Source organism: Pseudomonas putida, assembly GCF_028682475.1.
Lineage (GTDB): Bacteria > Pseudomonadota > Gammaproteobacteria > Pseudomonadales > Pseudomonadaceae > Aquipseudomonas > Aquipseudomonas putida_AG.
Genome location: NZ_JANHLE010000002.1, coordinates 38378 through 55410 on the forward strand (window position 1 = coordinate 38378; position 17033 = coordinate 55410).

Genomic DNA, 17033 nt, shown 5'->3' on the forward strand with positions numbered 1-17033 from the left:
GCGAACTACGCCATGACCTTGCAGTACCCAACCATCGCCGATTGCGTCGGCAACACGCCTCTGGTCCGCCTGCAGCGCATTGCCGGTGAAACCAGCAACACCCTCCTGCTCAAGCTTGAAGGCAACAACCCGGCAGGTTCGGTCAAGGACCGTCCGGCGCTGTCGATGATCACCCGTGCCGAATTGCGCGGGCAGATCAAGCCGGGCGACACCCTGATCGAAGCGACCTCGGGCAACACCGGGATCGCCTTGGCCATGGCGGCGGCGATCAAGGGTTACAAAATGATCCTGATCATGCCCGACAACTCCAGCGCCGAGCGCAAAGCGGCAATGACCGCCTATGGCGCCGAGCTGATTCTGGTCAGCAAGGAAGAAGGCATGGAAGGCGCCCGCGACCTCGCCGACCGTCTGCAAGCCGAGGGCCGTGGCCTGGTGCTCGATCAGTTCGGCAACGGTGACAATCCCGAAGCCCATTATGTCAGCACCGGTCCCGAGATCTGGCGCCAGACCCAGGGCACCATCACCCATTTCGTCAGCTCCATGGGTACCACCGGCACCATCATGGGCTGCTCGCGTTATCTCAAAGAGCAAAACCCGGCCGTGCAGATCGTCGGTTTGCAGCCGATGGAAGGCTCGGCGATTCCGGGTATCCGGCGCTGGCCCGAAGAGTACCTGCCGAAGATCTACCAGGCTGACCGCGTTGATCGCGTGGTCGACATGGCCCAGAGTGAAGCCGAAGAGACCACCCGCCGACTGGCCCGCGAAGAGGGCATTTTCTGTGGTGTGTCCTCTGGTGGTGCAGTGGCGGCGATGTTGCGTCTGTCGCGCGAACTGGAAAACGCCGTGATCGTGGCAATCATTTGTGACCGTGGCGACCGATACCTGTCGACCGGCATTTTCGACGCGGCGAACTGATGTCCAAAAGTAAACGCAACAGCGGCCTGCGCTTCCAGCCGGCCGGCGGCAGCCGCACGCCGCAGATCCCCACCGGCAAAAAGCAGCGCCTGCGTATCGAACGCCTGGCGGGGGATGGCCGTGGCATTGCCTTTTTTGAAGGGCGTACCTGGTTTGTCAGTGGCGCACTGGCCGAGGAAGAAGTCGAGGCGCGGGTGCTCAATGCCCACGGCAAGGTCGTCGAAGCGCGTCTGGAGCGGGTGTTTAGCGCCAGCCCGGAGCGTCGTCAGGCGCCGTGCAAGCATTTCGATCGCTGCGGTGGCTGCAACTTGCAGCACCTGGCCCATGCCGATCAACTGGCCCTCAAACAGCGCTTGCTGGCCGAGCAGCTGCAGCGGGTCGCTGGTGTGGTGCCCGAGCGTTGGGCCGCCCCGTTGAGCGGACCTGAGTTCGCCTACCGGCGTAGGGCACGGGTGGCGGTGCGCTGGGATAACAAAGCGAAAAAGCTCGAAGTCGGTTTCCGCGCCGAAGCCAGCCAGGACATCGTCGCCATCGAGGATTGCCCGGTACTGGTACAACCCTTGCAGTCGATCATGCGTCACTTGCCGATGCTCCTGCAGAGCTTGAGCAAACCGCAGGTGGTTGGTCATGTCGAGCTGTTCAGCGGTACGGCACTGGCCTTGCTGTTGCGCCATACCGCGCCATTGGCGGAAGGCGACCTGGGTCGCTTGCAGGCCTTCTGCAAAGAAGCAGGTGTGCAGCTATGGTTGCAAGGCGAGGGTGAACCTTATCCGCTCGACGCCGGTCAGAGCCTCGGCTTTACTTTGGCACCGTGGAACCTGGAGCTGGCATACCGGCCCGGGGATTTCGTCCAGGTCAACGCTGCGGTCAACACGGCGATGATCGAGCAGGCGCTGGCCTGGCTGGCGCCGCAAGCCGACGAGCGCGTACTTGATCTGTTCTGCGGTCTGGGCAATTTCGCCCTGCCGCTGGCCCGGCAGGCGCGTGAAGTGGTGGCGGTGGAAGGTGTACAGGCAATGGTCGAGCGGGCAGCGGCCAATGCACGAAGCAACAATTTGCATAACACAGCGTTTTTTCAGGCCGATTTATCGCAGCCTTTGACCGCCTCCGGCTGGGCCGCTGGAGGCTTTTCTGCGGTACTCTTGGACCCACCGCGGGACGGCGCTTATGAGGTTGTGCGAAAAATTGCCGACCTTGGGGCGAAACGTCTGGTGTATGTATCGTGCAACCCGGCAACCCTGGCCCGTGACACGCTAGAGCTGGTCAGGCAGGGGTACCGGTTAAAATGTGCCGGGATTCTCGACATGTTTCCTCAGACGGCGCATGTCGAAGCCATGGCGTTATTCGAAGCGGGCTAGCGGGACTGGCGCGTTGGGCGCTGCACCTTGGGTCCGGCAGGGGCAGCACCAGAGATATCAAGCGCATCGCGAATGCGCTGTAGGGAAAGGTAAACAAAGATGGTACAGGTGAGAGTGCACCAGCCGGTCAACACCGACGGCAGTATCAATCTCGAAGCATGGCTGGATCATGTGGTGAGCGTCGACCTGGCGCTGGACCGTGAAGCCCTTAAAGAGGCTTGCGAGTTCGCCCAGGAGATCGAGAAAAAGGGCAACCCGGCCAAGCATTCCTGGGCCGACGGGACCTCGAGTTTCCAGGCCGGCCTGGAAATCGCCGAAATCCTCGCCGACCTCAAGCTCGACCAGGACTCGCTGGTCGCGGCGGTGATCTACCGTGCCGTGCGCGAAGGCAAGGTGACCCTGGCCGAAGTCGGCCAGCGCTTTGGCCCGGTGGTGTCCAAGCTGATCGACGGTGTGCTGCGCATGGCCGCCATCAGCGCCAGTCTCAGCCCTCGCCAGTCGCTGGTGCTGGGCTCCCAGGCGCAGGTCGAGAACCTGCGCAAAATGCTCGTGGCCATGGTCGATGACGTCCGTGTGGCGCTGATCAAGCTGGCCGAGCGCACCTGCGCCATTCGCGCGGTCAAAGGCGCCGACGACGAGAAACGCAACCGCGTTGCCCGCGAGGTCTTCGATATCTACGCGCCGTTGGCGCATCGCCTGGGTATCGGTCATATCAAGTGGGAGCTGGAAGACCTGTCCTTCCGCTACCTGGAGCCGGACCAGTACAAGCAGATCGCCAAGCTGCTGCATGAGCGGCGCCTGGACCGTGAACGGTTTATCAGCGATGTGATGAACCAGCTGCAGAACGAGCTGCTGGCCACCGGGGTCAAGGCCGACATCAGTGGCCGGGCCAAGCACATCTATTCGATCTGGCGCAAAATGCAGCGCAAAGGTCTGGAGTTCAGCCAGATCTATGACGTGCGCGCAGTGCGCGTGCTGGTGCCGGAGATGCGCGATTGCTATACCGCGCTGGGGATCGTCCACACCTTGTGGCGGCACATCCCGAAAGAATTCGACGACTATATCGCCAACCCCAAGGAAAACGGCTACCGCTCCTTGCACACCGCGGTGATCGGCCCCGAGGGCAAGGTCCTCGAGGTGCAGATCCGTACCCACGCCATGCACGAAGAGGCCGAGCTCGGCGTCTGCGCGCACTGGCGCTACAAGGGTACAGACGTCAAATCCAGCTCCAACCATTACGAGGAGAAGATCTCCTGGTTGCGTCAGGTGCTGGAATGGCATGAAGAGCTGGGTGATATCGGTGGCCTGGCCGAACAGCTGCGCGTCGATATCGAGCCCGACCGGGTCTATGTCTTCACCCCCGACGGCCACGCCATCGATCTGCCCAAAGGCGCCACGCCGCTGGACTTCGCCTACCGCGTGCATACCGAAATCGGTCACAACTGCCGTGGCGCGAAGATCAACGGGCGGATCGTGCCGCTCAACTACAGCCTGCAGACCGGTGAGCAGGTCGAGATCATCACCAGCAAGCACGGCAACCCGAGCCGTGACTGGCTGAACTCGAACCTGGGCTATGTCACCACGTCGCGGGCACGGGCCAAGATCGTTCACTGGTTCAAGCTGCAGGCGCGCGATCAGAACGTCGCGGCCGGCAAGACCCTGCTGGAACGTGAACTCAACCGGCTGGGACTGCCCCAGGTGGACTTTGAGCGGCTGGCTGAAAAAGCCAACCTCAGGGCCGCCGAGGACATGTTCGCCTCCCTCGGGGCGGGCGACTTGCGCCTGGCCCATCTGGTCAACGCCGCGCAACAACTGGTCGAGCCAGAGCGCAGTGAACACGTCGAACTGGTGCCGCGCAAGGCCACCGGTTACAAACCGGGCAAGCGTGGTGATATCCAGATCCAGGGTGTCGGCAACCTGCTCACGCAAATGGCCGGCTGCTGCCAGCCGTTGCCGGGCGATGCGATTGTCGGCTACATCACCGTGGGCCGCGGGGTGACCATTCACCGCCAGGATTGTGCTTCGGTACTGCAACTGGCCGGGCGCGAGCCGGAGCGGATCATCCAGGTCAGCTGGGGGCCGGTGCCGGTACAGACCTACCCGGTGGATATCATCATCCGTGCCTACGACCGTCCGGGGTTGCTGCGTGACGTCTCCCAGGTGCTGCTCAACGAGCGGATCAACGTGCTGGCGGTCAACACCCGCTCGAACAAGGAAGACAACACCGCACTGATGTCGCTGACCATCGAGATTCCTGGCCTGGACGCCCTTGGGCGTCTGCTGGGCAGAATCTCGCAGTTACCGAACATTATTGAGACGCGGCGTAACCGTACGCCTTGAGGTCCTCATCGCTGGCAAGGCCAGCTCCCACAGGGTACAGCAACCTCCTGTGGGAGCTGGCCTTGCCAGCGATGAGGCCGGGCCTGCCTGAACAGAGATCACATGATGTATACCCTGGACGACCTGCTCCACCTCATGGCCCGCCTGCGCGACCCGCAGTTTGGCTGCCCGTGGGACCTCAAGCAGACCTACGCGACGATCATTCCCTACACCCTCGAAGAAGCCTACGAAGTGGCCGACGCCATCGAGCGCAGCGACTTTGAACACTTGCAGGGTGAGTTGGGTGACCTGCTGTTCCAGGTGGTCTATTACAGCCAGCTGGCCCGCGAAGAAGGCCGTTTCGAGTTTGCCGGGGTGATCGACAGCATTACCCGCAAGCTGATCCGCCGCCATCCGCACGTGTTCCCCACCGGTGAGCTGTACGCGCCGCTGGATACACCAAAGCTCGACGAGGCCCAGGTCAAGCAGCGCTGGGAAGAAATCAAGGCTCAGGAGCGGGCCGAGAAGGGCGTGCCCGAACAGCTGTCGCTGCTCGATGACGTACCGGCAGCCTTGCCAGCCCTGTCGCGAGCCGCCAAGCTGCAAAAACGCACGGCCAAGGTCGGGTTCGACTGGCCGGACGCCTTGCCGGTGCTGGACAAGGTGCGCGAAGAACTCGATGAAGTGCTCGAGGCCATGGCCGACAATGACAGTGCAGCGCTGGCCGAGGAAGTGGGTGATCTGCTGTTTGCCACGGTCAACCTGGCCCGGCATCTGAAGGTCGACCCGGAAAACGCCCTGCGCGGCGCCAACCAAAAGTTTGAACGACGTTTCCGATTTATCGAGCAGGCATTGCGCGAGAGTGGGCGTCCGATTGAAGATTGCACCCTGGAAGACATGGATGCGCTGTGGGGCGAAGCCAAACGTCAGGAAAAGAACCTGCCCAGCTGCGGCTGAGCTGAAGCACATAAGTGAGTGAACAATGAGCCTTTCCCTTCGCGACCAATTGCTCAAAGCCGGTCTGGTCAACCAGAAGCAGGTCAAGCAGGTCAGTAAAGAACAGAAGAAACAGAAGCGCCTGGAACACAAAGGCCAGGTCGAAGTCGACGATAGCCAGCAGCGGCTGGCCAAGGAAGCCATGGCGGAAAAAGCCAAGCGCGACCAGGAGCTCAACCGCCAGCAGCAGGAGAAAGCCGAGCAGAAGGCCCGTGCCGCCCAGGTCAAGCAATTGATCGAGGTTTCGCGCCTGCCCAAGCTGACCACCGAGGACTACTACAACTTCGTCGACGACAAGAAGGTCAAGCGCCTGTCGGTCAATGCCCTGATGCGCAGCAAACTGAGCAGTGGCTCGCTGGCGATCGTCGCCCATGGCGGCGGTTATGAAGTGATCCCGCGGGAAGCGGCCCTGAAGATCCAGGAGCGCGATCCCAAGCGTATCGTCCTGCTCAACACCCAGGTGGAAGAACCGGATGCCGATGATCCGTACGCCGCCTACGTGATCCCTGACGATCTGATGTGGTAACAACGACAAACCCCGCTTCGGCGGGGTTTGTGTTTTCTGCAGTGGACTATTGCTGTTGCTGTCTGCTTTCGAGGAATTCCAGTTCGATGCGGTAATTGTGGGCTTCATGTTCGTTGTGGAACATGCCCACCAGTTCATCCTGCTGATGCACATCCCAGATGCGCAGGCCTGCAGCCAGGGTTTCATAAGACATCTTGTTTTCGTCGCGCTCAGTTACTTTGACAGTCATCTGCAAACTCCACTTTCAGTTAACTGCGGCACCGTGTCGCAGGCCTCTTTTATAGAATTTGTTAGCTGGCTAAGTAAATGCTTGGCCCATGAAACATCTTTCATGTCGGTAACGGGACTACCTGTGGGAGCGGGCTTGCCCCGCGATGCGATGTGACTGACAGCTCGCAATCGCGGGGCAAGCCCGCTCCTACCGGGGGTGTTCCCCATAAAAAGAAACCCCGCACAAGGCGGGGTTTCGGATGTAACCAGCTGTCAGGCAATCAGTTGCCCTTGACCGCCTTGCCGTCGACCGTACCATCCTGCAGCACGATCACGTACTCCTTGCCGTCAGTCTCGACCTGACGCAGTTGTACCAGCAGATAATCCCAGTCCTTGGCGAACCACAGCTCGGTGATGCGCTTGCTCTGGCTCGGATCGCGTACGCGCTCGACCTTGATGGCATCGACCTGGCCGGTCTTGGTGGTGACTTTTTCGGTGCCCAGGACGCGGAAGTCATAGGTATCGATCTCGTCACCATCAACCACCTGGTAGCTCACGCTCTTTTTGCCGGCCGCGACGTCATGCTGCAGGGCCAGCTGATAGGTGGACTTGTCCAGCACGCCACGGTTGAGTGGCAGGTTGACTGCGTCACCGCGGTCTGAGCCGGTGATCTTCTTGCTGCTCCAGTCAAAGTCCAGGTCGACTTTCTTGGCTTTACCCAGGCCACCACGTTCGAAGTGGTAGGTCTGAGGCAGCAGGGTGTCCTTGTCCAGACGCAGGGTGCTTTGCTCGGTCAGGCTGGCGATCATCATCGATGCCTTGAAGTTCAGGCTCCAGGTACCGTTGGCATTCTTTTCCAGGCTGCGCTCGGCGGTGCCGCTCATGGGCAACTGCTTCCAGTCGGCGGTGTAGCTGGCCGAGAAAGGCTTAAGATCCGCTGCCTGAAGCGGCAGTGCGAGCACGGCAAGAGCGAAGAGCAGGGCGCGACGCATAGTATCTCCTAGGATCGAATCAAGTGGCCGCTGGCCGCCAGGGGCTGGCCATCCAGTAGAGCACCGTGCTCACCAAGGCGCAAACGGCCTTCGGCGAACCAGCGCACCGCCAGCGGGTAAATCTGGTGTTCCTGGCTGTGAACCCGTTGCGCCAGACGTTCTGGCGTGTCATCCAACTCTACCGGTATCACTGCCTGTACGACCAGCGGTCCGCCGTCGAGTTCCTCGGTGACGAAGTGCACGCTGCAGCCATGCTCCTTGTCGCCCGCCTCGAGAGCGCGTTGATGGGTGTGCAGGCCCTTGTATTTGGGCAGCAGCGACGGATGAATGTTCAGCAGACGACCTTGATAGTGACGGACGAAGCCGGCACTGAGGATGCGCATGAAACCGGCCAGCACCACCAACTGCGGCTGGTAACCATCGATCAGCTCGACCAGTGCCGCGTCGAAGGCCTCGCGGCCCTCGAAGGCTTTGTGGTCGAGCACAGCGGTGTCGATGCCGGCATCACGGGCGCGCTGCAGGCCATAGGCATCGGCGCGATTGGAAATGACCGCGCGGATCCGCACCGGGCTATCGCCGGTGCGGACGCTGTCGATCAAGGCTTGCAGATTACTGCCGGTGCCGGACAGCAGCACCACGACATCACAAGACTTGCCTGGCATCAGTGCGCCTTGACGTTCTTCAGCTCGACCTGGGCAGCGCCTTCGGCAGCAACGCCGATCTGGCCGATGACCCATGGCTGCTCGCCGGAATCACGCAGGTTGCTCAGGGCGATCTCGACCTGGTCCTGGGCCACGCAGATGACCATGCCGACGCCGCAGTTCAGTACGCGGTGCATTTCGTGCTCGTCAACGTTGCCTTGCTGTTGCAGCCAGTCGAAGACGGCAGGGCGGTTCCAGCTGGCGACATCAACGACCGCCTGGGCGCCTTTTGGCAGGACGCGCGGGATGTTGTCGAGCAGGCCGCCACCGGTGATGTGGGCCATGGCCTTGACCGCGCCGGTGTCCTTGATCAGCTTGAGCAGCGGCTTGACGTAGATGCGGGTCGGGGCCATCAGCAGTTCGGTCAGCGGCGTGCCGTCGAGCTGGGTGTTTTCGATGTCGGCACCGGACACTTCGATGATCTTGCGGATCAGCGAATAGCCGTTGGAGTGCGGGCCGGAAGACGGCAGGGCGATCAGCGCGTCGCCGGTGGCAACCTTGGAGCCGTCGATGATCTCGGCTTTTTCCACCACGCCAACGCAGAAGCCGGCCAGGTCGTAGTCATCGCCTTCGTACATGCCAGGCATTTCAGCGGTTTCACCGCCGACCAGGGAGCAGCCAGCCAGTTCGCAGCCAGCGCCGATGCCGGTCACCACGGTCGCGGCAACGTCAACGTTGAGCTTGCCGGTGGCGTAGTAGTCGAGGAAGAACAGCGGCTCGGCGCCGCACACCACCAGGTCGTTGACGCACATGGCGACCAGATCCTGGCCGATGCTGTCGTGCTTGTTCAGGTTCAGTGCCAGGCGCAGCTTGGTGCCGACGCCGTCGGTGCCGGAGACCAGAACCGGTTGTTTGTAGCCGGCCGGGATTTCACAGAGGGCGCCAAAACCGCCCAGGCCGCCCATGACTTCCGGGCGCGCCGTGCGCTTGGCAACGCCTTTGATGCGTTCGACCAATGCTTCACCGGCGTCGATGTCTACACCGGCGTCCTTGTAGCTCAGGGAGGGTTGCTTGCTCATGATCCAGGCCTTTAGGGGGGAGGGATTCAGGGGAATCGACCGTGACCTGCCAGGCAAGGCGGAGGGTAATCCGGTTGCCTGACCGTCGCCGGTCTGCGAAGGCGCGCGATTTTATCAGGGTTGCCCGGTAGCGGCCATCCTCAGGCCGACGGGCAGAGCCCAGATCAGCTAAAAAAATAGCCTTTAACAGTGTCTCACTGGTTGCCAGGGCCCAGGCTGTATAAGGTATAGCAAAGGCGATGAGATGAAATTGACCGCGCTGGCTGAATGTTTTGCCGGGTGCTGCGGTCATACCGGCATCTGTTTATAAGCATCGCTTCTTTATTACCAGGACAGGAATCCTCCATGCGTTTGCGTAATTACCTGGCCGTTGGCTGTCTTGCCTTGCTGGGTCTGTCGGCTCAGGCCGAAACCCTTTCCGGCCTCTATCAGGTTCGTGAGCCGGTCGACGGCCAGGGCGCCGAAGCCCGCACGCAGGCCACCGGCAAAGCCCTTGAAACCCTCGTGCTGCGCCTGACCGGCGACCCCAAGGCGGCGCAGAGCCCGGCCCTGGCCGCACTGCGCAAGGATCCGCAACAGATCATCAGTCAGTTCGGCTTCGAGGCCGGGCCACCGGAAACCGTGCTGGTCGACTTCGATCCGGGCAGCACCGAGCGCACCTTGCGCCAGGCGGGGCTGGCGCTGTGGGGTAACAACCGGCCTTCGATCCTTGGCTGGTGGTTGAACGACAGTATCGAAGGCGCAAGCCTGGTCGGCGACGGCCAGAACAGCGCCGCGCCACTGCGTCATGCCGCCCAGCACCGTGGCCTGCCATTGCGCCTGCCGCTGGCCGACCTCAATGAGCAATTGGTGGCCACCGCGAAAAATCTTGAAGGCGCCGACCCTGCGCCGCTGCGCGAGGCTTCCGAGCGCTATGGCGCCGATGCCCTGCTGGCGGTGCATGCCAGCGAAGCCGATGGCAAGTGGCAAGGCACCTGGCGCCTGTGGCTGGGGGAGCAGCGCGAGCAGGGCAAGGTTGAAGCTGGCGACCAGGCCGCACTGGCTGACGCCGTGATGCTGGCAGTCAGCAACCGCCTGGCGCCGCGTTTTGTGACCCGCCCCGGTGCCAGCAGTGAAATGCAGGTGCAGGTCCAGGGCATGAACCTGGCACGTTATGCCGAGCTGGGCCGGGTCCTGGAGCCCTATGGCGCGCACCTGAAACAGGTTGAAGGCGATACCCTGATCTACCAGGTCACTGGCAACAGCGATCAGCTGCGCGCCCAACTGGGCCTGGCCAAGCTGCAGGAGCTGCCAGCCGAAACACCGGCACCGCAACCGGCTGTTGATCCGGCCAGCCCGGGTGCGACCCAGACCGTTGCGGCACAACCGTTCAATGGCCTGCGTTTTCGTTGGTAATCCCTGACCTGGCCTGGAGCCGTTCATGACTGATATACGTCGCTGGGTATGGCTCGGCGTAACTTTGCTGTGCGCCGCGTTGCTGTACTGGCTGCACCCGATTCTGTCGCCGTTTCTGGTGGGCATCCTGCTGGCCTACCTGCTGGACCCGCTGGTTGATCGCCTGGAACGTGCCGGCTTGTCCCGCACCTGGGGCGTGGTGCTGGTATTCACCTTGTTCACCCTGTTGTTGACCCTGCTGTTGCTGGTGCTGGTGCCGATGCTGGCCAAGCAGCTGGTGCGCCTCTACGAGCTGGCGCCGCAGATGCTTGACTGGTTGCAACATGACGCCTTGCCCTGGGTGCAGACACGCCTTGGCCTGGCCGAAGGTTTCTGGAAGTTCGACAAGATCAAGGCGGCCATCAGTGGTCACATGGGCCAGACCACCGACATCGTCGGGATCATCCTGTCCCAGGCCACCGCTTCCGGGCTGGCGCTGCTGGGCTGGCTGGCCAACCTGGTGCTGATCCCGGTGGTGAGCTTCTACCTGCTGCGCGATTGGGACCTGATGATGGCCAAGATCCGCAGCCTGCTGCCGCGCCAGCGCGAGGAGCGGGCGGTGGCGCTGGCCGGGGAATGCCACGAAGTGCTGGGCGCGTTCGTCCGTGGCCAGTTGATGGTGATGCTCGCACTTGGGGTGATCTATGCCTCGGGTCTGATGCTGGTCGGTCTTGAGCTCGGCTTGTTGATTGGCCTGCTGGCAGGTCTGGCGGCCATCGTGCCGTACATGGGCTTCATTATTGGTATCGGCGCGGCGATGGTTGCCGGCTTGTTCCAGTTTGGCGGCGATCCTTACCCGCTGCTGGCGATTGCAGCGGTGTTCATGGTCGGCCAGGCACTGGAGGGCATGGTCCTGACGCCATTGCTGGTGGGTGACCGCATCGGCCTGCACCCGGTGGCGGTGATTTTCGCCATTCTCGCCGGCGGTGAGCTGTTCGGATTCACCGGCGTTCTGCTGGCCCTGCCGATGGCGGCGGTGATCATGGTGCTGCTGCGTCACGTCCATGACCTCTATAAAGAGTCGGACATGTATGGCGGTGAGATCGACCCGGATCTCTAGCTTGACGGCCAAAGGCTTGCACTGATTCCCGGGTGTCAATGCAAGCCTTTGATTTTACTTGTGGTCCTCACTGATTGTGCGACCGGCGCCACGGGTATAGACTTTGCAGACTTTTCACAAAAGGCCCCTTGTGGTTCTTCGGAACTGCCCAGCCAGCATGAAACCGATCCAGTTGCCCTTGGGTGTGCGTCTGCGTGACGACGCCACCTTCATCAACTACTACCCGGGTGCCAACGCCGCCGCATTGGGCTACGTCGAGCGACTCTGCGAAGCCGACGCCGGCTGGACTGAAAGCCTGATCTATCTCTGGGGCAAGCAGGGCGTCGGGCGTACTCATCTGCTGCAAGCCGCCTGCCTGCGTTTCGAGCAGTTGGGTGAACCCGCTGTCTACCTGCCGCTGGCGCAACTGCTCGACCGCGGCGTCGAGCTGCTGGATAACCTCGAACAGTACGAACTGGTCTGCCTCGACGACCTGCATGTGATTGCCGGCAAGCCGGAGTGGGAAGAGGCCATGTTCCACCTGTTCAACCGCCTGCGCGACAGCGGTCGGCGCTTGTTGCTGGCGGCGTCCAGTTCGCCGCGAGAGCTGCCGATCAAGCTGGCAGACCTCAAGTCGCGCCTGACCCTGGCGCTGATCTTCCAGATGCGCGCCCTGTCTGACGAAGACAAGCTGCGCGCCTTGCAACTGCGTGCCTCGCGCCGTGGCCTGCAACTGTCCGACGAGGTCGGGCACTTCATCCTCACCCGTGGTACGCGCAGCATGAGTGCCTTGTTCGACCTGCTCGAGCGCCTCGATCAGGCGTCTTTGCAAGCTCAACGCAAGCTCACCATCCCGTTTCTGAAAGAAACTTTAGGCTGGTAAGGCAGGGGCTAGAGCCTCGGCACGTAAAAGTCACATTTTTTTCGATTGAATTTGCAAATCGATGCGATAGAAGGCATAGTTTCGACTTCTTTAAATCCAAGACACGGTCGTGCCCATGCTAAATCGCTTCGCACCCCTCGTGCCCCTCGCACTTGTGACCCTGCTTTTTGGCTGCGCAGCGCATAGCCCTGTTTCGCAGCAGCAGGTTCAACAACCGGTTTCCGCTCAGGTTTTGAGCAAGTCCTCCACCTCGTCGGTGTTCGAGGAAGAGCTGGCCACCGAAGAAGAACTTCAGGATTTCGCCAGCAGCAAGCCATACCAGTTGCCAGCCCTGGCCGACAACATTCTCGAACGCGGAATGTCGCTGATCGGTACCCGTTACCGTTTCGGTGGTACCTCGGAGAACACCGGCTTTGATTGCAGCGGTTTCATCGGTTACCTGTTCCGCGAAGAGGCCGGCCTGAATCTGCCGCGCTCCACCCGCGAAATGATCAACGTAAAAGCCCCGCTGGTTGCTCGTAACAACCTCAAGCCGGGTGACCTGCTGTTCTTCAGCACCAATGGTCGCGGTCGTGTCAGTCACGCCGGGATCTACCTGGGCGACGATCAGTTCATCCACTCCAGCAGCCGCCGCAGCGGTGGCGTGCGCATCGACAAGCTCGGTGATCGCTACTGGAGCAAGACCTTTATCGAAGCCAAACGCGCACTGGCCATGGCACCGACCGCGACGACCATCTCGCGCAACTGATCATCGGCCTTGCGGTATCACGGCGACGTAGCTGAAAAGCGCGTCGCCGTGCGTGTTTACAGAAAGCGTCTAATCTAAATTCTCAACTATTTTCCGGCTCAGCGCCGGACGGCTTCAGACAGGATGTTCTGACCATGGCGATGAAGGCGCGCTTCGCTCTACTTTCCCTGCTGGCACTGCTCGGTGCCTGCTCCAGTCATGCCCCGACCCCGCCGAAGGTGGTCGAACCCGTCGTCATGGCGCCTCAGGTGTATTTCTCTCCGGTTGCCGAAGATGTGCTGTTCCGTGCCCTGGGCCTGGTCGGTACGCCTTATCGTTGGGGTGGCAATACACCGGACTCGGGTTTTGATTGCAGTGGCCTGATCGGTTACGTCTATCGCGATGCGGCCGGCATTGCCTTGCCGCGCACCACCCGTGAAATGATCGGCGTTCGCGCGCCTACTATCGACCGTGGGGCGTTGCAGTCCGGGGATCTGGTGTTCTTTGCCACCAACGGTGGCTCGCAGGTCAGCCACGCCGGCATCTACGTCGGCGAAGGCCGCTTCGTGCATGCCCCGTCTGCGGGTGGAACCGTGCGTCTGGACTACCTGTCCAACAGCTACTGGAACAAAACCTACCTCAATGCCAAGCGGGTCCTGGCCCCGACTCACCTGGCGCGTAACCCCTGACCTTGCGAGGTAGGCGATGACGGCACAAACGCTCTACCTCGACGATGCGCTCTACCACTACCTGCAAGCGGTTTCTCTGCGTGAGACGCCATTGCTGGCCCGCTTGCGCGCCGAAACCCAGACGCTGCCCGAGGCGCGCTGGCAGGTGGCGCCGGAGCAGGGCCAGTTGCTGGCGTTGCTGGTACGTTTGATCGGCGCGCAGCGGGTGATCGAAATCGGTACCTTCACCGGATACAGTGCGCTGTGCATGGCCCAGGCCATGGAGCAGGGCCAGTTGTTGTGCTGCGATCTTGAAGGTAGTTACAACGCGATTGCCTGGCGCTATTGGCAGGAGGCCGGGGTGGCGGAGCGTATCGAACTGCGCCTGGCGCCCGCCTTGCAGACCTTGGCGACATTGCCGTCAGACCGTTATGACCTGATCTTCATTGATGCCGACAAGGCCAACTACCCGCGCTACCTGGAAGAGGCCCTGCGTTTGTTGCGCGCCGGTGGGTTGCTGTTGTTCGACAACACCCTGTGGAGCGGGCGGGTGTTGCAGGCGCAGCCTGACAGTGACGATACGCGCGCGATTCAGGCATTGAACCTGGGGCTCAAGGATGATCCGCGGGTGGATTTGTCGATGCTGCCCTTGGGGGATGGTCTGACGCTGTGTCGTAAGCGTTGAATCGCGGGGCAAGCCCGCTCCCACAGGTTGCATATCCCGCTGTGGGAGCGGGCTTGCCCCGCGAAGCGCTTACCGGGCCTTACTCACCCGCCAGATCGTGTTGCCGACATCATCGGCCACCAGCAACCCGCCACGCTGGTCATTGATCACCCCCACCGGCCGCCCCATGGCCTTGCCCTCGTCACTGAGAAAACCAGTCAGCACATCAATCGGCTTGCCAGCCGGTTTACCGGCAGTACTGAAGGGCACGAATATCACCTTGTAGCCACTGTGCGGTTTACGGTTCCAAGAGCCATGCTGACCAATGAACACGCCTTGCTCAAAAGGCGGCGGCAATACACCGGGTTCAGCAAAGGTCAGGCCCAGTGAGGCGGTATGCGGTCCGACGGCGTAGTCGGGCGAAATCGCCGAGGCGACCCGCTGCGGGTCCTGCGGGCTGACCCGTTGATCGACGTGCAGGCCATAGTAACTGTAGGGCCAGCCATAGAAACCACCGTCCTTGACCGAGGTGATGTAGTCGGGCACCAGGTCGCTACCGATCTCGTCCCGCTCATTGACTGCAGTCCATAGCTGCCCGGAGTGCGGCTCCCAGGCCATGCCATTGGGGTTGCGTAGCCCGGTAGCAAACAGGCGCTGCTGGCCGCTGGCAGGGTCGACTTCCCAGATCGCGGCACGGCCTTTCTCCTGGTCCATGCCGTTCTCGCCAACGTTGCTGTTGGAGCCGACGCTGACGTACAGCTTCTTGCCGTCGCGGCTGGCGATGACGTTCTTGGTCCAGTGGTGGTTCAGCGGGCCGCCGGGTAACTCGACCACTACGGTGCCGGGCGTGGTGATCGCGGTAGCCCCGGATTCGTAGTGAAAGCGCAGAAGACGATCGGTATCGGCCACATAGAAATCATTGCCGACCAGGGCCATGCCGAACGGCGAATTGAGGTTGTCGATAAAGGTTGTGCGGGTTTCAGCCACGCCGTCATGGTCGCTGTCGCGCAGCAGGCTGATGCGGTTGGCGCTGGGCACGCCGGCACCGGCGCGGCTCATCACTTTGCCCATCACCCAGCCACGAATGCCCTTGCCGTCCTCGGGCTTGGGCGGGGCGTTGGTTTCAGCAACCAGCACATCGCCATTGGGTAATACATAGAGCCAGCGCGGGTGATCCAGGCCTTCGGCGAAGGCCGTCACCTGGGTGCCAGGTGCAGCCACAGGCTTGGCGCCCGGGGGCCAGCCAATGGCCGGAGCGATGTTGACGGTGGGAATCAGCGTCTTGTTCGGTTCGGGCAGCTGCGGCGACGGACCGAAGCCGTTGCTGACCTCCAGCCGGGCCGTCTCGCCGCAGCCGATCAGTCCGGCAGACAGGGTCAGCAGCAAGGCTGTCCGGATCATGTCCATGGTGTACCCCTCGCAACGTTGGCCTCTGTTGAAAGTAGAGGCGATCAACGTGCGGGAGGTTCCCTTGTTCAGGCCTGCTTGAGCAACAGGGCGACCCCAGGATGGTACTGCCCGGCTTCGTTGTGCAGCTTGCGGTAGGCGTAGGGGAAGTACCAGGCGATGGCGCAGGCGTTGTGCTTCTGCAGGTCGTCCACCAGGTCCTGGAGCTCTTCGGGGCTGGCATGCTGCCCGGCTTTCCATGGGCTGGCGAACAGCGCGGCGACCTTGAGCTGGCTGGGCGCGGCCACCTGGCGGGCAGCGAAGACCGTTTCCTGCAGGGCGTTGCTCAGGTCGAGGCGGGCGATGCGTGGCCAGCGCTGGCTGCCCTGCAGGTACGCGGCCTCTTCACGGTTGGCGATATACAGATCGCAGCGGCCTTCACGTTCACCTTCGTCGCGCTGTTTCTTGCTCTGGTGATGTTGCAGGGTCACCAGCTCGGCTTGCCAGGCCGCGGCCGAGAGCAGGCTCAGGTTGGCTTGAGCGCCATGCCAGTACGCGGCTTCGCCATCGCCCAGGGTCTGGTTGAGGCGGTCAATACAATCGACCCAGCGCTCCAGCACCGGGCGCAGGAATTCCAGGCGCGGGTTATTGATGATCAGACCTTGCATGCCGCTCTCTCCTTTATCGTTGTAATCGAGACAGCCAGATTGTGGCTATTTGATATCACCGATGTCAGGGTTACACAAGATGACAAAGGCGCCATTGATCCAGGCCAGTGCTGCGCCTTTCATTGACGCTCCGGGTGCAACCCTCTAACCTTCGCGACTTGTTTCAGGTGCTCTGTAGGCTGCGGTCTGGCAGGGTGAAACAGGGAAGCCGGTGGGCGCGCAACTGCGTGCGAGTCCGGCGCTGCCCCCGCAACGGTAGGTGAGTCAAGGCCGCGCATGGCCACTGGGTGATCGCACCCGGGAAGGCGCGCGACCCCGGGTGTTCATGGCCCCGCTCACAAGCCCGGAGACCGGCCTGTAACAGCCAACGGCATCACGGAGGGTGATGCGCGGTTTCTTCGGCTTGTGCCGCAGCCCTGCGCGTTTTTCCGTCTGCCTTATCCATTGATCTGTTGCCCTCTCGTTGCCGCGAACGCTGTGCCGCCCTGTGCTGCCAGGCTCGTTGCAGAGTGGCTGACAGTGGTTTGC

The 17033-nt window shown here is 61.9% G+C and carries 17 protein-coding genes and 1 riboswitch; of the genes, 11 read left to right on the plus strand and 6 right to left on the minus strand.

Annotation, left to right across the window (positions count from 1 at the left end):
* Positions 1 to 12: 12 nt before the first annotated feature.
* The 5 genes from cysM (at position 13) to NPS47_RS02265 (ending at position 6114) form a co-directional block, all read left to right on the plus strand.
* Positions 13 to 915 (plus strand): cysteine synthase CysM, encoded by a 903-nt coding sequence (gene cysM / locus NPS47_RS02245; protein ID WP_274293501.1) that lies wholly within the window; start codon positions 13 to 15, stop codon positions 913 to 915.
* Positions 915 to 2273: a 23S rRNA (uracil(1939)-C(5))-methyltransferase RlmD gene (rlmD, locus tag NPS47_RS02250; RefSeq protein WP_274293502.1), complete on the plus strand. Its 1359-nt coding sequence runs from the start codon at positions 915 to 917 to the stop codon at positions 2271 to 2273. Before cysM ends, rlmD begins: the two co-directional genes overlap by 1 nt.
* A 99-nt stretch (positions 2274 to 2372) precedes the next feature.
* On the plus strand, positions 2373 to 4613 hold the full coding sequence (relA, locus tag NPS47_RS02255) for a GTP diphosphokinase (protein WP_038608100.1): 2241 nt from the start codon (positions 2373 to 2375) through the stop codon (positions 4611 to 4613).
* Between the two features lie 105 nt (positions 4614 to 4718).
* On the plus strand, positions 4719 to 5549 hold the full coding sequence (mazG, locus tag NPS47_RS02260) for a nucleoside triphosphate pyrophosphohydrolase (protein ID WP_274293714.1): 831 nt from the start codon (positions 4719 to 4721) through the stop codon (positions 5547 to 5549).
* Positions 5550 to 5574: 25 nt separating this feature from the next.
* Entirely contained in the window at positions 5575 to 6114 is a 540-nt protein-coding gene (locus NPS47_RS02265) for a DUF2058 domain-containing protein (RefSeq protein WP_274293503.1), read from the plus strand.
* Positions 6115 to 6160: 46 nt separating this feature from the next.
* Here the strand turns inward: NPS47_RS02265 and NPS47_RS02270 are convergent, their stop codons facing one another.
* The 4 genes from NPS47_RS02270 to purM form a co-directional block, all read right to left on the minus strand.
* Positions 6161 to 6343, minus strand: coding sequence for a hypothetical protein (locus tag NPS47_RS02270; RefSeq protein ID WP_274293504.1), 183 nt, complete (start codon positions 6341 to 6343; stop codon positions 6161 to 6163).
* A 262-nt stretch (positions 6344 to 6605) separates the two neighbouring features.
* Entirely contained in the window at positions 6606 to 7316 is a 711-nt protein-coding gene (locus NPS47_RS02275) for a DUF3108 domain-containing protein (RefSeq protein WP_274293505.1), read from the minus strand.
* Between the two features lie 8 nt (positions 7317 to 7324).
* Entirely contained in the window at positions 7325 to 7978 is a 654-nt protein-coding gene (gene purN / locus NPS47_RS02280) for a phosphoribosylglycinamide formyltransferase (RefSeq protein WP_274293506.1), read from the minus strand.
* On the minus strand, positions 7978 to 9036 hold the full coding sequence (gene purM / locus NPS47_RS02285) for a phosphoribosylformylglycinamidine cyclo-ligase (protein WP_274293507.1): 1059 nt from the start codon (positions 9034 to 9036) through the stop codon (positions 7978 to 7980). The genes purN and purM overlap by 1 nt, the downstream gene beginning before the upstream one ends.
* A gap of 345 nt (positions 9037 to 9381) precedes the next feature.
* On the opposite strand from purM, the gene NPS47_RS02290 reads away from it, so the two are divergent.
* From NPS47_RS02290 to NPS47_RS02315, 6 genes are all read left to right on the plus strand, one after another.
* The gene (locus tag NPS47_RS02290) at positions 9382 to 10431 is read left to right on the plus strand and encodes a DUF2066 domain-containing protein (protein ID WP_274293508.1); all 1050 of its coding nucleotides are present in this window, start codon (positions 9382 to 9384) and stop codon (positions 10429 to 10431) included.
* 25 nt (positions 10432 to 10456) lie between these two features.
* Positions 10457 to 11530 carry an AI-2E family transporter gene (locus tag NPS47_RS02295; RefSeq protein WP_274293509.1) on the plus strand — a complete coding sequence of 358 codons (1074 nt, stop codon included), beginning with the start codon at positions 10457 to 10459 and terminating at the stop codon, positions 11528 to 11530.
* 157 nt (positions 11531 to 11687) lie between these two features.
* Positions 11688 to 12392 carry a DnaA regulatory inactivator Hda gene (gene hda, locus NPS47_RS02300; protein WP_038608127.1) on the plus strand — a complete coding sequence of 235 codons (705 nt, stop codon included), beginning with the start codon at positions 11688 to 11690 and terminating at the stop codon, positions 12390 to 12392.
* A gap of 115 nt (positions 12393 to 12507) precedes the next feature.
* Positions 12508 to 13140, plus strand: a complete 633-nt coding sequence (locus tag NPS47_RS02305) for a C40 family peptidase (protein WP_157191514.1) — start codon at positions 12508 to 12510, stop codon at positions 13138 to 13140.
* Positions 13141 to 13274: 134 nt separating this feature from the next.
* Positions 13275 to 13808: a C40 family peptidase gene (locus NPS47_RS02310; RefSeq protein WP_274293510.1), complete on the plus strand. Its 534-nt coding sequence runs from the start codon at positions 13275 to 13277 to the stop codon at positions 13806 to 13808.
* 16 nt (positions 13809 to 13824) lie between these two features.
* The gene (locus NPS47_RS02315) at positions 13825 to 14472 is read left to right on the plus strand and encodes an O-methyltransferase (RefSeq protein ID WP_274293511.1); all 648 of its coding nucleotides are present in this window, start codon (positions 13825 to 13827) and stop codon (positions 14470 to 14472) included.
* 69 nt (positions 14473 to 14541) lie between these two features.
* Here the strand turns inward: NPS47_RS02315 and NPS47_RS02320 are convergent, their stop codons facing one another.
* Together NPS47_RS02320 and NPS47_RS02325 are read right to left on the minus strand one after the other, a co-directional pair.
* Positions 14542 to 15858, minus strand: coding sequence for a PQQ-dependent sugar dehydrogenase (locus tag NPS47_RS02320; protein WP_274293512.1), 1317 nt, complete (start codon positions 15856 to 15858; stop codon positions 14542 to 14544).
* Between the two features lie 68 nt (positions 15859 to 15926).
* On the minus strand, positions 15927 to 16505 hold the full coding sequence (locus NPS47_RS02325) for a hypothetical protein (RefSeq protein WP_274293513.1): 579 nt from the start codon (positions 16503 to 16505) through the stop codon (positions 15927 to 15929).
* Between the two features lie 148 nt (positions 16506 to 16653).
* A riboswitch (cobalamin riboswitch) is annotated at positions 16654 to 16878 on the plus strand.
* Positions 16879 to 17033 lie beyond the last annotated feature (155 nt).

Excerpts from the sequence above, each read along its gene's own strand:
- cysM (WP_274293501.1), top strand. The coding sequence starts at position 13 with ATGACCTTGCAGTACCCAACCATCGCCGATTGCGTCGGCAACACGCCT.
- rlmD (WP_274293502.1), top strand. The coding sequence starts at position 915 with ATGTCCAAAAGTAAACGCAACAGCGGCCTGCGCTTCCAGCCGGCCGGC.
- relA (WP_038608100.1), top strand. The coding sequence starts at position 2,373 with ATGGTACAGGTGAGAGTGCACCAGCCGGTCAACACCGACGGCAGTATC.
- mazG (WP_274293714.1), top strand. The coding sequence starts at position 4,719 with ATGTATACCCTGGACGACCTGCTCCACCTCATGGCCCGCCTGCGCGAC.
- NPS47_RS02265 (WP_274293503.1), top strand. The coding sequence starts at position 5,575 with ATGAGCCTTTCCCTTCGCGACCAATTGCTCAAAGCCGGTCTGGTCAAC.
- NPS47_RS02270 (WP_274293504.1), bottom strand. The coding sequence starts at position 6,343 with ATGACTGTCAAAGTAACTGAGCGCGACGAAAACAAGATGTCTTATGAA.
- NPS47_RS02275 (WP_274293505.1), bottom strand. The coding sequence starts at position 7,316 with ATGCGTCGCGCCCTGCTCTTCGCTCTTGCCGTGCTCGCACTGCCGCTT.
- purN (WP_274293506.1), bottom strand. The coding sequence starts at position 7,978 with ATGCCAGGCAAGTCTTGTGATGTCGTGGTGCTGCTGTCCGGCACCGGC.
- purM (WP_274293507.1), bottom strand. The coding sequence starts at position 9,036 with ATGAGCAAGCAACCCTCCCTGAGCTACAAGGACGCCGGTGTAGACATC.
- NPS47_RS02290 (WP_274293508.1), top strand. The coding sequence starts at position 9,382 with ATGCGTTTGCGTAATTACCTGGCCGTTGGCTGTCTTGCCTTGCTGGGT.
- NPS47_RS02295 (WP_274293509.1), top strand. The coding sequence starts at position 10,457 with ATGACTGATATACGTCGCTGGGTATGGCTCGGCGTAACTTTGCTGTGC.
- hda (WP_038608127.1), top strand. The coding sequence starts at position 11,688 with ATGAAACCGATCCAGTTGCCCTTGGGTGTGCGTCTGCGTGACGACGCC.
- NPS47_RS02305 (WP_157191514.1), top strand. The coding sequence starts at position 12,508 with ATGCTAAATCGCTTCGCACCCCTCGTGCCCCTCGCACTTGTGACCCTG.
- NPS47_RS02310 (WP_274293510.1), top strand. The coding sequence starts at position 13,275 with ATGGCGATGAAGGCGCGCTTCGCTCTACTTTCCCTGCTGGCACTGCTC.
- NPS47_RS02315 (WP_274293511.1), top strand. The coding sequence starts at position 13,825 with ATGACGGCACAAACGCTCTACCTCGACGATGCGCTCTACCACTACCTG.
- NPS47_RS02320 (WP_274293512.1), bottom strand. The coding sequence starts at position 15,858 with ATGGACATGATCCGGACAGCCTTGCTGCTGACCCTGTCTGCCGGACTG.
- NPS47_RS02325 (WP_274293513.1), bottom strand. The coding sequence starts at position 16,505 with ATGCAAGGTCTGATCATCAATAACCCGCGCCTGGAATTCCTGCGCCCG.